The following is a 12,684-nucleotide window of genomic DNA, read 5'->3' on the forward strand; positions in this document are numbered from 1 at the left end:
GCGTCCAGTGTGGCCGCTTCGTCTGAGACGTCCCTGAGAGCCTCCCTAGAAGGAGGCCAGGTAACCGGCCGCCATGTCGTCGTCGCCGTGCCCCGCGTCGGCGGCGCGGTGGTAGCGGGCGGCGGCGGCGGGGGCCACGTCGAGCCGGATCCCGGCCTCCTGCGCGGCGGCGGTGATGAGGTCGGCGTCCTTGGCCGCGTTGGTCACCGAGAAGCTCGGCGTCCAGTCCCGCGCGCGGATCGCCTTCGCCTTGGCCTGCAGGTAGGGCAGGTCGAGCGGGCCGCCGCCGACGGCGTCGAGGAACGCCTGGGGGTCGACGCCCAGCCCCTCCGCCAGCGCGACGGCCTCGCCGGTCGCCGCGGTGATCGCCAGCACCCAGCTGTTGACGACGAGCTTGAGCCGGCTCGCCGCGAGCCCGGACGCGGTGTCGGCGACCCAGCGCGTCTCGCGGCCGACGGCGTCGAACACGGGCTGGACCGTCGCGCGCGCGTCGGCCGACCCGGCCGCGAGCACCAGCAGCTGCCCCGCCTCCGCGGGGGCGCGGGTGCCCACCACGGGGGCGTCGACGAACCGCAGCCCGCGCTCCGACGCGATCGCGAGCAGCGCGGTCTGGTCGACGCCCGCGGTCGTCATCTGGGCCCAGACCTGGCCGGAGGTGGGCTCGGCCCGCTCCATCACCTCGCGGACGTGGGTCCCGTCGCCGAGCATCGTGACGATCACGTCGGCCCCCGCGACGGCCTCGGCCGGGCTCCCGGCGACGACGGCGCCGGCCTCGCCGAGGGCGAGCGCCTTGTCGGCGGTCCGGTTCCAGACGCGCAGCGGGAGCTCGGCGGCGAGGATGTTGAGCCCCATCCCCGCCCCCATGATCCCGGTTCCGAGCAGTGCGACGGTGGGTGTGTCGGTCATGCCCCCGACGCTACGACGGTCGCCCGCAGCCGTCACACGCGGCTCGTGACGATCACCGCAGGCGGCCGTCCGGGGCGGTGGGGCAGGATCGGACGGTGGGTTACGTCGTGTTCGTGCTCGTGTTCGTCGCGCTGCTGCACGGGTACGTCTACCGCCGGGCCGTCCACGACCTGACGGCGAGCCGCCGGGTCCGGATCGCCGGCGCCGCGCTGGTGGCGCTGCTGGGGCTCGCAGTCGCCGGGGCGCTGGTCACCCGCGGCGCGCCGCCCGACGCGGTGCGCCCGCTGCACTACCTCGGCTTCTTCTGGCTCGCGGTACTGGTCTACCTCGGCGTCGTCCTCGCCCTCGGCGAGCTCGTGCGGCTCGCGGTGCGGTTCGTGCGCGGGCGTCCGTCGGAGGACCGGCGGCGGTTCCTGGCCCGGGTGGTCGCCGGGACGGCGGCGGTCACGGCGGCCGGCACCGTCACCTACGGCGCCGTCGTCGCCCGGCAGCCGCGCGTGGAGCGCCGCGAGGTCCTGCTCGACCGCCTCGACCCCGCCTTCGACGGCTTCACCGTCGCCGCGATCTCCGACATCCACCTCGGCCCGCTCGTCGACGGGGCCGACGTGCGCGGCTTCGTCGAGATGATCAACGGGGCGGCGCCGGACGCCGTCGCGGTGGTGGGCGACCTCGTCGACGGCAGCGTCGCCGACCTCGGGGGCTACGCCGCCCCGCTCGCCGACATCGCCGCGCCGACGTACTTCGTCACCGGCAACCACGAGTACTACTCCGGCGCGGCGGAGTGGGTGGAGTTCCTGCCGAGCCTGGGGATCCGCGTGCTGCGCAACGAGCGCGAGGAGATCCGCCGCGGCGACGCCGTGCTGCACATCGCCGGCTGCGACGACCGCACCGCCGCCGCGTCCGGCGTGCCCGGGCACGGCTTCGACCTCGACGCCGCGCTCGCCGGCCGCGACCCCGAGCAGCCCGTCGTGCTGCTGTGCCACCAGCCGGTGATGGTCGACCGGGCGGTGCGCGCGGGCGTCGACCTGCAGATCTCCGGGCACACCCACGGCGGGCAGCTGTGGCCGGTCACGCAGGTGGCGCTCGTCGACCAGCCGGTGCTCGCCGGGCTCGTCCGGTTCGGCCCGACGTGGCTCTACGTCACGCGCGGCACCGGGTTCTGGGGGCCGCCGGTGCGCGTCGGCTCGCCGCCGGAGATCACGCTGCTCACCCTGCGGTCACGCTGAGCGGCGCTTCGGGGCCGCCCGCACGTGCATCTTCTCCCCCTGCTTGCCGAACAGGCTGAGCATCTCGACGGGCCGGTCGTCGGCACGGCCGAACCAGTGCGGCAGCCGGGTGTCGAACTCCGCGGCCTCCCCCGCCCGCATCACGAAGTCGTGCTCGGCCAGCACCACCCGCAACCGTCCGCTCAGGACGTAGAGCCACTCGTAGCCCTCGTGCGTGCGGGGATCGGGCTCCCTGCGCGGGGAGTCGGCCGGGATCGTCATGCGGTAGGCCTGCAGCGGCCCGGTCTGCAGCGTCAGCGGCTGGAACACGACGCCGTCGCGCTCGAACGGCTCCAGCCGCACCCGCGGGTCCTCCACCGGCGGTGCCCCGACCAGCTCGTCGAGCGGCACCCGGTGCGCCCGCGCGATCGGCAGCAGCAGCTCCAGGCTGGGGCGGCGACCGCCGGACTCCAGGCGCGACAGCGTGCTCACCGAGATGCCGGTGAGCTCGGCCAGCGCCGCGAGCGTGACGCCCCGCTGGCGGCGCAGCCGCCGCAGCCGGGGGCCGACCTCGTTGAGCACGTCGTCGTCGGACATGCCGCCATCTTGCCATAGCGGCAACATTGCTTGTCGGATTCGTGGATCCGGGCGCATGGTCGGGACATGACGAGATACGACGTACTGGTGGTGGGCGGCGGGGCCGCCGGGCTGAGCGCGGCGCTGGCGCTGGGCCGGGCGCGGCGCCGGGTGCTGGTGGTCGACGCCGGAGCCCCCCGCAACGCCCCGGCCGACGGGGTGCACAACTTCCTCTCCCGCGACGGCACGCCGCCCGGCGAGCTGCTCGCGGCCGGACGCGCGGAGGTGCGCGGCTACGGCGGCGAGATCGTCGAGGGCACGGTCACCGCGCTGGCTTCCGACCTGACCGCGACGCTGTCGGACGGCTCGACGGTCGCCGCGCGGGCCGTCGTCGTGACGACCGGGCTCGTCGACGAGCTCCCCGCGATCGACGGGCTGCGCGAGCGCTGGGGCCGCGACGTCCTGCACTGCCCCTACTGCCACGGCCACGAGGTCGCCGGGACCGCGGTCGGGGTGCTCGGGTCGGTGCACAAGGCGCTGCTGGTGCGGCAGTGGTCGAGCGACCTCACGCTGTTCCTCGACGGCGGCCCCGACCCCACCGAGCAGGAGTGGGCGCAGCTCGCCGCGCGCGGGATCTCCGTCGTCGACGGGAAGGTGTCCGGCGTCGTCGTCACCGACGACCGGCTGGTCGGCGTGCGGCTGGCCGACGGCACCGTCGTCGCGCGCACCGCGCTGTTCGTCAGCCCGTTCTTCCGCGCCTCGGGCGACCTGCTCACCGCCCTCGGTGTCGAGACCGCCGACCTCGTGTTCGGGGGCGTGCCGGTGGCGACGCACGTCGTCGCCGACGCGTCCGGCCGCACGTCGGTGCCCGGCGTGTGGGCCGCGGGCAACGTCGTCGACCCGATGGCGCAGGTGGTGACGGCCGCCGCGGCCGGGATGGCGGTGGGGGCGCAGGTCAACGCGCACCTCGTCCTCGACGACACCGACCGCGCGGTGCGCGGGCGGGAGGCGGCGGCCCTGGAGCGGCGGGTGTCGGAGATCGTCCTCGGCGACCGGCGTCACGGCCTCTCCTTGACGCCCTCCCCCAGCAGCTCCACGACGTAGGCGATCCGGCGGGCGCGCTCCTCGGGGCGCTTCTTCGTCCCGTCGATCCAGCGGAGGTAGGCGCGGCGGTGGAACTGGGCGAGGGAGTCGAAGAACGCCCCGGCGGCCGGGTGCGCCTCCAGCGCGGCGGCGAGGTCCGGGGCCAGGTCGCCGCGCTGCGGGCCCTCCGGGGCCAGCTCGACGTCGACGACCTGTCCCGGCCCGATCCCGCGGTCGCGACCCCAGGCCGGCCCCAGGACGATCCGCCCGCCCGCGACCGTCCCCCGCACGTCGCAGCCGGCGACGGTCCCCGCGACGCGGTGGACGGGCTTCGCGCCCCAGGCCTCGTCCGGGTCGAACGGCACGGGGATCGCGACCCGCCCCCGCTTCCCGTCCTCGGTGGTCGCGGTGAACCGGCGGGGCTGCATGCGCCCCAGGATGCTTCACCGGCCGCCGCGGCGGGTACTGACCGCCGTGGACACCACCAGGATGGGACGTCAGGGACTCAGCGGATGGCGGATGCGGGTCGGCGGGCCCGTGTCGCAGCAGGTGGCGCGGCGGACCGGCGTCGCACCCGAGACGGTGCAGGCCGTGCTCGGCGCCGCGTTCTTCCTCAGCTCCGCCTGGTATGTCGCGGCGACGATCGCGGCGATCGTGCGGGAACGCTGACCCGGCGGCCGCACTCCTAGCCCAGCGCCGCGACGACGGCCCGGGTCGCCTCCGCGATCGTCTCGTCCGACGGGTCGGCGTCCGGGTCGGCCGGTGCGGTGTAGACGGCGAGGACGATCGGGGCGCGGTCGGGCGGGTAGAGCAGGCCGATGTCGTTGCGCTCGCCCCGGAACCCGGTGCCGGTCTTGTCGCCCACCCGCCAGCCCGCGGGCGCGCCGGCGCGGATCGTCCTCCCACCGGTGGTGTTGGCCAGCAACCAGCCGGTGAGCCGGTCGCGGCCGGCGGGGGCGAGCCCGTCGCCGAGGGTCACGGCCTGCAGGCTGCGCACGATCGCCGACGGGGTGCTCGTGTCGCGCTCGTCGTCGGGGCCGGTGGACTCGTTGAGTTCCGGCTCGGGCCGGTCGAAGCGGGTGACGTCGTCGCCGGTGCCGCGGACGAACGCCGTGACCGCGGGCGGGCCGCCGACGACGTCGAACAGGAGGTTCGCGGCGGCGTTGTCGCTGTAGGTGATGGCGGCGTCGCACAGCTCGGCGACGGTCATGGCGGGGTTCTGCTCGGTGATCGGCGAGTTGGCGACGAGCACGCCGCGGTCGTAGGTGATGACGCGGTCGAGCAGCGCCGGGTCGTCGGCGGCGCGCCGCAGCACGGTGGCGGCGATGAACGCCTTGCTCGTCGACGCCAGGAGGAAGCGCTCGTCGCCGCGGTGCGACACGACCGCGCCCGAGCCGGTGTCCAGTGCGTGCACGCCGAGGCGGCCGCCGAACGCCTGCTCGACGGCGGCGAGCCCGTTGTCGACCTGCACCGGCGCGGGTGCGGTCGGGGCGGCACAGCCGACCAGCGCAGCGCCGAGCCCGAGCAGGAAGGTGCGTCGTTCGATCGTTCTCATGGCGCACACCAGACCAACTCCGGATCGATAGTGCAAAGACGAAGATGATCGCCCTTCGATAGCCGAACGCCTATCGAATCTGGTGGGATACGGGACGTGGACCTGCTCCGGCACCTGGATCTCTTCGTCACCGTGGCCGAGGAGGGGCACTTCGGGCGGGCCGCGACGCGCCTCGGCATGACGCAACCGCCCCTGTCCCAGGGCGTGAAGCGCCTGGAGTCGGAGCTGGGCGTCGTGCTGCTGACCCGCAACGCGCGGGTGGTCCGGCTGACGCGCGCCGGCGCCGACCTGCTCCCCGCGGCGCGCGCCCTGCTCGACGACGCGGCGGCGCTGCGGGCGCGGGCCGCCGACCACGCCCGCCCGCAGCCCGCCCTGCGGCTCGGGGTGGTGCCGCAGGTCGGGGCGGCGCTCGCCGCGTCCCTCGCCGCCGCGGCCGGCCCCCGGTCGGCACTGGTCACCGCGCCCACCACGCACCTCGTCGACGCCCTCGACGCCGGACAGCTCGACGTCGCGGTCGTCCGGCACCCGGCCGTGCTGGGGTCGCTGACCGCGGGCGCGGTGACCGGGCTGCCGACCGTCGCCCTCGTCCCGGCGTCGTTCGCGGCCACCCGCGTCACCCTGCGCTCCCTGACCGGCCTCCCCCTGGCCGTCCCGCCCCGCACGCACGCCCCCGCCGCCCACGACCTGCTGCTCGACACGCTCGTCGAGCGCGGCTGGGACCCGCCCACGGTCACCGCGGCCGACGACCGGGCCGCGCTGGCCCTCGTCGCGTCGGGGCAGGCGGTGGCGCTCACCGCCGATCCCGCGCTGTCGGCGCCGGGGGTGCGCCGCATCGACGTCGGCCCGCTCCCGCTGTGGGTGCGGCCGGTGTGGCGCGACCCGGCCCCCGACACCCTCGCCGCGATCACCGCTGTGCTCCGGGCGGCGTCGTGACACCCGCCGTCACCCCGGCGGAACGGGTGCGGGCGGCGTTCGCCGAGGCCGGCGTCGAGGGCCGCCTGCACGCCGTCGGACTGCACCGGTCGCGGCCCCGGGAGGTGGCCGTCGACGCCGACGAACCGGTCGTCATGGCGTCGGTCTACAAGCTCGTGCTGCTGGTGGCGTTCGCCCGCCTCGTCGACGACGGCGGGCTCGACCCCACCGAACCCGTCACCGTCCCCGCCGCCCGCCGCACCCCCGGCCCCACCGGGCTGTCCGCGCTGCGCGACGCGGTGACCGCGACCTGGCGCGACCTGATGACCCTGACGATCACGCACTCCGACAACACCGCGGCCGACGTCGTCCTCGCCCGCGTCGGCCTCGACCGGCTCGACGCGATGCTGGACGGGTTCGGCCTGCACGCCACCCGGGTGCTCAGCGGCACCGACGACGTCCAGCACGAGCTGCGCGTCCAGACCGGGGCCCGCGACGTCGCGGCCGCCTTCGCAGCGCTGGCCCGCGACGACGGCGTCGGGGACGTCGCCGCCTACGACCCCGCCCTGACCAGCGCGACCACCGCCCGCGACACGACCCGCCTGCTCGGGATGATCTGGGACGACACCGCGGCGTCACCGGAGGGCTGCCGCTTCGCCCGCGACCTGCTCGGCGCCCAGATCTGGACCCACCGCCTGCGCGCCGGCTTCCCCCGCGGCGCCCGCGTGGCCGGCAAGACCGGCACGATCGGCGCCGTCCGCAACGAGGTCGGGGTGGTGACGTTCGACGGCGAGCACCCCGTCGCCGTCGCGGTGTTCACGCGGGCCGCCCGCGCCGACCCCGTCCTGCCCCGCGCCGACGCGGTGATCGGCGAGGCCGCCCGCATCGCGGTGACCGACCTGCGGTCCGGCCGGGTGGAGTAGTCACCCGCGCTCGCCGAGCAGGTACGCGGCGGTGTGGGCCACGCCCGGGTCGGGGTCGTCCCGGAGACCGGCCAGCGCCGCGGCCGCCCGAGGTCCGGGGATCCCCGCGAGCGCCTCCGCCAGACGGCGGCGGGCCGGACCGTTCGCGTCCGCGAGCTCCGCGGCGATCGCGCCGGCGATCTCGTCCGCCCGTCCGTGCCGGGAGGCGAGCGCGGCGAGCACGTCGGCGGCGTCGACGTCGTCGGGACCCTCGACGACCAGGACGACGAGCTCGGAGACGGTGTCGACCTCGCCGCGCGCGCCCCGGGCCAGCGCGACCCGCCCCCGCACCAGCGGGTCGGGATGCCCGGCCGCCGCGGCCAGCGCGGCGTGCGCCCGCGCCGAACCGATCTTGACCAGCGCCGCCAGCGCGCGGTGCCGCCGGTCGGCGTCGGCCGAGTCCAGCGCCTCCGCCAGCACCGGGACCGCGGCGTCCCCGGTCCGGGCGAGGGCCCAGTCGAGCGCCCCGGCGACGTGCGGGTCGGGCTCCGCCAGCGCCGCCTCGGCGAGGGGGACGGCGTCCCGGTCGCCCGCGGCGGTGAGCGAGAGGGCGAGGCGTTGGCGGGCCGAGGGATCGTCGACGTCGAGGCCCCGCACCAGCCCGATCGTCCGCAGCACGTCCGACCACGCGGAGGGGTCGCTCGCCTGCACCCGGCCGAGCCTGCGGAGCAGCTCCTCCTCGCGCGCGAGGCGCTCGCGGGCCCCGGCGACGAGCTGCTCCACCATCGCGGCCGGGCTGAACGACAGGTCCCCGAGCACGTCGGCGACGTCCTGCAGGCTCAGCCCCAGCGAGCGCAGACCCTCCACGTGGAACAGGCGACGGAGGTCGTCCTCGGAATATTGCCGGTACCCGGCGGTCGTGCGCCCGGTCGGCGACACGAGCCCGACGGAGTCGTAGTGACGCAGCATCCGCGCACTGATCCCGGACCGCTCGGCGACCTCCCCGATCAGCACCCCGCCCACCCCTCGGACCCGGCGTCGGGGTCCAGCAGCACCCGCTCGGTGGCGGCCGCGTGCGCACGCACACCGGCGTCCCGGTCGGTCATGGCGCGCCGGACGGCGGGCAGCGCCACCTCGCCGAGGACGACGAACGCGCGACCCAGGCTCCGCCGCACCTCCCCGCCCCCGCGGCCGAACTGGGTGGCCAGCGTCTCGGCGAGACCGGCCTCGTGCCCCTGCGGGACGAGGCCGACCGCGGTCCGCCACGCCGCCCTGGCGACCTCGTCGTCGTCATCGGTCAGGAGCTCGACGGTGATCGCCGGCCACGTGGTGGCGTCCCCGATCTTCGACAGGGTGTGCAGGGCCTGGCTGCGCGCCTGCGGGACCTCCGACCGCAGCTCCGACAGCAGCCTCGGCACCGTGAGCGAGCGGGCGTGCCGGGTGAGCGCCCAGGTCAGCATGTCGCGGACGAAGAAGTCCGGCTCGACCCCGCACCGCTCCACCAGCACCCCGACGTGCTCGGGCGCGGGCCGCGTCCCGGCGGCGAGGGCCGCCCGCAGCCGCACCGACACGTCCCCCGACCCCCACGACCCGTCCATCCCGACCACCTCCGCCCCCGATCCCAGACCCTGCCACGGTGTGAAGGTCAAGCCGGTGCGCCGGTGTGCGGAGGGGGCCCGGGTAGTCTGCGCAGGCGCCCTCGTAGCTCAGGGGATAGAGCACCGCTCTCCTAAAGCGGGTGCCGCAGGTTCGAATCCTGCCGGGGGCACAAGCACTGACCAGCGGATACGTCCCGCAATATCGCGGGCAGACACCCCGCGTGGCACGTTTCGTGGCACGAACTCGCTCTACGGTGGCTCCATGCCACCTCGGAAACGACGGCAGCGCGGCTCGATCCTCCCGCTGCCGAGCGGCTCCTACCGCGTCACCGTGTACGCCGGCCGCGACGCGCTGACGGGCAAGGCGCGGCAGCTCCGCGAAACCGCGAAGACCTACGACGAGGCCAAGAAGGTGCTCACGCGCCTGCAGCGCCAGGTCGACGAGGACAAGCAGCCGAAGAGCAACATCACCGTGCGCCAGGCCGTCGAGCAGTGGCTCGAGGTCGCTGTGCTGGAGGAGACCACGCGCGAGCGGTACGACGACCTGCTGCGCCTCTACGTGCTGCCGACGCTCGGCCACCTCCAGGCCGCACGTCTCGACGCCGAGCTCCTGGAGCGCTTCTACGCCCGGCTGCAGCGCTGCCGGGAGATGTGCACCGGCCGAGCCCGCGGCGGCCACACCTGCCGGCCGCTCAGCAGCAGCACGACCCGGAAGATCCACTACCTCATTCGCGGCGCGCTCGACCGCGCCGTCCGCTGGCAGCACCTCGGCGTCAACAAAGCGGCGATGGCCACCGCGCCGACACCGGGACACCACGAGCCCGACCCGCCCAACGCCGGGGAGGCAGCACGGCTCCTGAACGCCGCCCAGGCCGATCCGGAGTGGGGCCTGCTCCTGTGGCTCACCATGCTGACCGGACCACGACGTGGCGAGATATCCGCACTGCGCTGGCGCCACGTCGACTTCGAGCGCGGCTTGCTGACAATCCACCGCAGCAACGCCCAGCCGAAGACCGGGCTGAAGGAGAAGACCACCAAGACCGGTCAAGCCCGCAAGATCGCCCTCGACCCTCACACCCTCGGCCTGCTCGCCGCCCACCGAGAGCTGTTCGAATCCCGCTGCGCCGAGCTCGGCTCTACTCTCAGCCTCGACGCCTTCGTCTTCTCCCCCGCCCCCGACGGCTCGACCCCGTTCCTGCCGAGGGCCATCAGCCAGCGCTACCGCCGGCTCGCCCTGCGCCTCGAACTCCGCAGCACCCGCCTGCACTCGCTACGCCACTACTCGGCAACCGAGCTCATCGCGGCCGGCGTGGACGTCCGCACAGTGGCCGGCCGTCTCGGCCACGGCAGCGGCGGAGCCACCACACTCAAGGTCTATGCGGGCTGGGCTAACGAGGCCGACCGCCGCGCTGCCGTCACAATGGGAATGATTTTGCCGAAGCCTGCTCCGGCGCCGGCGCGGTCCCGCTGGCCCTACGAGACCATAGCCGACGCGCTCCGACGAGAGATCGAAACTGGCCGACTAAAGCCCGGCGATCAACTCCCGACCGTTGTCGAGCTCGCTGTCGCCAACGCCGTCGCAGTCGGCACCGCACATCGCGCCTTAGCTGTGCTAAAACTGGAAGGCCTCGTGTCAGTAAAACGCGGTCAGCGAGCTATTGCGCGAAGGCTATCGGTGACCGGCCCCGACACTCTTCACCACCACAAGTCGTTCGCCTCAGACTGCTCCGATCAAGCTTAGAATCGCGTTCCCATGATACGCTTGCCCAGTGGCGATAGACGACGACCAGCAGCACATCGGTCGGTTCTGGACTAGCGATAGCGAGAATCGAGTTGGGGGCGTACTCAAGCTCCGGTCCGGCAGAGCTCCACGCGTCGAGTTGCACGACGAGTTGACGCCTGGATTCAGACCAGTCAATGATGCAGAAGATGGGCAGTGGCGCACCCTCGGTCCGGCGAACGATGGCCCGCACGTCGAGTCCCTCCTTCTCCATGGAGAGATTTCCAGCTCGCCGCGAGCAGTCACCCTTGTCGACTGCTTCACATACCACCGCCGATTTCAGCTCTTCGGAGAAGGGGTATCAGAGCAGTTTCTACAAGCGCGGTACGCCCTGTTCGGCGCTCATGTCGAGTCACAAGATCTCAAGTTTAGCGGCGTGAGGGTTCGTTTGAGTTCTCTGGCCGCGTGGGCCAACCTCGAAGGATTCAGCGGAACGCAATCCCCAGGAGCAAAAGCCAGTCTGCATCTAGATTACGAGACCCCTGAAGTACCGCAGATAAAGCTTCATAATGGGGCAACGCTCCGGATTGTGCCGACAATCAAGCTGCCTGTATCCGTCACGCCCGACGGAGTATCAATCAGTAGATCAGTGTTCGTGGAGATCACTGGTGCACCATCATCGGACTGGAACGGCATCGACCGATCGTACGTTCGCCCGCTCCGCAGCTTCCTACAGCTATGCACACTCCGCGAAAGCATGGTTGATCAAGTCGAAGTGCAAGTGGGCGGCAACTGGATACGGTTGGTCGCATCAAGAATTGGAGGAAACGCTCTCGCCAATCAGACCGCCGACTCAGTAATCAGATTCAGCGATATCGGTATTGAACCATTGGCCGAATGGCTGGATTGCGTCGACGACCTTGGCCCAACCCCAGCGGTTGTTTCCGACGGCATTACCGGGAGCCAAGACACCATCGAGACGCAGCTCCTCGAACTTACAACCGTCGCCGAGGGCTTACACCGATCGATCTTTCCTCAGGAAGACCGTCTGACAGTCGACCAGGCTGAAAACGTTAGATTGATCGTTCGGGAAGCCATCAAGTCCGAGCCTTCTCGTGTCCAAGACGTTGTCAACGGGCGGTTCGGATACATCGAGGAGATGAGCTACCCGCATCGACTGCGAGCGATTGCGAAGGAAGCAGCGGTGGCGCTTCCAGAGATCGCAGGCAGAATCAACCGGTGGGCTGATGCAGTTTCGACCGCGCGAAATCGGTTTGCGCACGGTACCGGTCGAGGCGTCAAGGAGGAAGAAACGGATGAGCTAATCGGCCTGATCGAGTCACTCCGATGGTGCCTCACTACAGTCCTTCTTCTCAACTGCCACACACCGGCCCAAGTCATCGCAGATCGATTCAAATCGCATCAGAGGTTCGAGCACTACACTGCACAGGTCAAAGTTTCGTTACCTCGAGTCTACGCGGAGTAGAGGTCGAGCGCAGCGACCGCTCACTTTTCGAGTGCGTCCGCAATGTTGTCTCACAGCCGCTCCCGCGCCACCATCGCGTACTCCTGCAAGTTCCCGATCGCGACGTCAAGCGAAAGTCGCGCCGCCCGCACGCTGGCGAGTCAATCGTCAAGCCGAGGCGTGTAAGGACCGCCAAGCCCTCAATTGGCTCGTGCACCGCCGTTGCGCCCAGTCGTTTCAGCGGCTTGACGGATCGTTTCGCGGATGGCGGCCGCGGCTGGCACATCTGGCGCCGTTCCGGCGAGCTCACCCCTCCGCTCTCCGTTTCGCCGCGGCGGCGGCTTTCCACCGGTAAACGGTCCGCTCGGTCACTCGACACCGTCTCGCCACGGAGGCTGGCGAGCGACCCGTGGCCAGGAGTGCCGCGCCGATTGCCGCGTTCTCCGACCGTGTGCTCGCTGGTAGATCGAAATCCGTCCGGATGTCGATCTGGTGCCAGCGGCTGGCGCGGCGCTCCTCGGGCGTCAGCCCACCCGCGATCCCGTGCGGGAGGAGCTCGAACGCCTCAACGAAGCACTCGGTTATCACCGGGCAACCAGCGCAGACCGCCTTGGCAGTAGCAACTTGCCGCTCGAACGTCGCGCCAGTCGTCGTGACGGGGAAGAAAAGCTCGGGGTCAACATCGCGGCACGCGGCGAAGGTATGCCAGATCCGGGCAACCGGCTCGTGTCTTGCGGTCGTGCGGACCATCGCGGCCTCCAT

14 protein-coding genes and 1 tRNA gene are annotated in these 12,684 nt (G+C 72.5%); 8 read left to right on the plus strand and 7 right to left on the minus strand.

The genetic code is table 11. The features are described from left to right. Positions 1 to 45: 45 nt before the first annotated feature. Positions 46 to 906 carry an NAD(P)-dependent oxidoreductase gene (locus H6H00_RS04560; RefSeq protein ID WP_185720105.1) on the minus strand — a complete coding sequence of 287 codons (861 nt, stop codon included), beginning with the start codon at positions 904 to 906 and terminating at the stop codon, positions 46 to 48. A gap of 95 nt (positions 907 to 1,001) precedes the next feature. On the opposite strand from H6H00_RS04560, the gene H6H00_RS04565 reads away from it, so the two are divergent. Next, complete coding sequence (locus tag H6H00_RS04565) at positions 1,002 to 2,132, plus strand: metallophosphoesterase (protein WP_221775790.1); 1,131 nt, start codon at positions 1,002 to 1,004, stop codon at positions 2,130 to 2,132. Here H6H00_RS04565 and H6H00_RS04570 read toward each other — a convergent pair. Next, the gene (locus H6H00_RS04570; protein WP_185720106.1) at positions 2,124 to 2,708 is read right to left on the minus strand and encodes a helix-turn-helix domain-containing protein; all 585 of its coding nucleotides are present in this window, start codon (positions 2,706 to 2,708) and stop codon (positions 2,124 to 2,126) included. The two genes, H6H00_RS04565 and H6H00_RS04570, sit on opposite strands and share 9 nt — an antisense overlap. Positions 2,709 to 2,774: 66 nt before the next feature. On the opposite strand from H6H00_RS04570, the gene H6H00_RS04575 reads away from it, so the two are divergent. Continuing rightward, positions 2,775 to 3,791: an NAD(P)/FAD-dependent oxidoreductase gene (locus tag H6H00_RS04575; RefSeq protein WP_185720107.1), complete on the plus strand. Its 1,017-nt coding sequence runs from the start codon at positions 2,775 to 2,777 to the stop codon at positions 3,789 to 3,791. Here the strand turns inward: H6H00_RS04575 and H6H00_RS04580 are convergent. Next, complete coding sequence (locus H6H00_RS04580) at positions 3,746 to 4,198, minus strand: YdeI/OmpD-associated family protein (RefSeq protein WP_185720108.1); 453 nt, start codon at positions 4,196 to 4,198, stop codon at positions 3,746 to 3,748. The genes H6H00_RS04575 and H6H00_RS04580 overlap by 46 nt on opposite strands. A 46-nt stretch (positions 4,199 to 4,244) precedes the next feature. Between H6H00_RS04580 and H6H00_RS04585 the strand changes: the two genes are divergently transcribed. After that, complete coding sequence (locus H6H00_RS04585) at positions 4,245 to 4,439, plus strand: hypothetical protein (RefSeq protein ID WP_185720109.1); 195 nt, start codon at positions 4,245 to 4,247, stop codon at positions 4,437 to 4,439. Positions 4,440 to 4,455: 16 nt separating this feature from the next. Here the strand turns inward: H6H00_RS04585 and bla are convergent, their stop codons facing one another. Next, a complete protein-coding gene (gene bla, locus H6H00_RS04590) occupies positions 4,456 to 5,325 on the minus strand; it encodes a class A beta-lactamase (RefSeq protein ID WP_185720110.1) in 870 nt (289 codons plus the stop codon). A gap of 96 nt (positions 5,326 to 5,421) precedes the next feature. On the opposite strand from bla, the gene H6H00_RS04595 reads away from it, so the two are divergent. Both H6H00_RS04595 and H6H00_RS04600 read left to right on the plus strand, forming a co-directional pair. Continuing rightward, a complete protein-coding gene (locus H6H00_RS04595) occupies positions 5,422 to 6,258 on the plus strand; it encodes a LysR family transcriptional regulator (protein WP_221775791.1) in 837 nt (278 codons plus the stop codon). Next, positions 6,255 to 7,160 carry a serine hydrolase gene (locus H6H00_RS04600; protein ID WP_185720111.1) on the plus strand — a complete coding sequence of 302 codons (906 nt, stop codon included), beginning with the start codon at positions 6,255 to 6,257 and terminating at the stop codon, positions 7,158 to 7,160. The genes H6H00_RS04595 and H6H00_RS04600 overlap by 4 nt, the downstream gene beginning before the upstream one ends. On the opposite strand, the gene H6H00_RS04605 is transcribed toward H6H00_RS04600, so the two are convergent. Then, entirely contained in the window at positions 7,161 to 8,153 is a 993-nt protein-coding gene (locus tag H6H00_RS04605) for a HEAT repeat domain-containing protein (RefSeq protein WP_185720112.1), read from the minus strand. After that, the gene (locus H6H00_RS04610) at positions 8,147 to 8,737 is read right to left on the minus strand and encodes a HEAT repeat domain-containing protein (protein WP_185720113.1); all 591 of its coding nucleotides are present in this window, start codon (positions 8,735 to 8,737) and stop codon (positions 8,147 to 8,149) included. Before H6H00_RS04610 ends, H6H00_RS04605 begins: the two co-directional genes overlap by 7 nt. 97 nt (positions 8,738 to 8,834) lie before the next feature. On the opposite strand from H6H00_RS04610, the gene H6H00_RS04615 reads away from it, so the two are divergent. From H6H00_RS04615 to H6H00_RS04625, 3 genes are all read left to right on the plus strand, one after another. Further along, positions 8,835 to 8,907: transfer RNA gene (locus H6H00_RS04615), tRNA-Arg, on the plus strand. Positions 8,908 to 8,999: 92 nt separating this feature from the next. Next, a complete protein-coding gene (locus tag H6H00_RS04620; RefSeq protein ID WP_185720114.1) occupies positions 9,000 to 10,478 on the plus strand; it encodes a tyrosine-type recombinase/integrase in 1,479 nt (492 codons plus the stop codon). 28 nt (positions 10,479 to 10,506) lie between these two features. Then, on the plus strand, positions 10,507 to 11,943 hold the full coding sequence (locus tag H6H00_RS04625) for an ApeA N-terminal domain 1-containing protein (RefSeq protein ID WP_185720115.1): 1,437 nt from the start codon (positions 10,507 to 10,509) through the stop codon (positions 11,941 to 11,943). Positions 11,944 to 12,228: 285 nt separating this feature from the next. On the opposite strand, the gene H6H00_RS32770 is transcribed toward H6H00_RS04625, so the two are convergent. Continuing rightward, the gene (locus H6H00_RS32770; RefSeq protein ID WP_185720116.1) at positions 12,229 to 12,672 is read right to left on the minus strand and encodes a WhiB family transcriptional regulator; all 444 of its coding nucleotides are present in this window, start codon (positions 12,670 to 12,672) and stop codon (positions 12,229 to 12,231) included. Between the last annotated feature and the right edge of the window lie 12 nt (positions 12,673 to 12,684).

It is taken from the genome of Pseudonocardia petroleophila (assembly GCF_014235185.1).
In the GTDB taxonomy this organism is placed as follows: Bacteria; Actinomycetota; Actinomycetes; order Mycobacteriales; family Pseudonocardiaceae; genus Pseudonocardia; species Pseudonocardia petroleophila.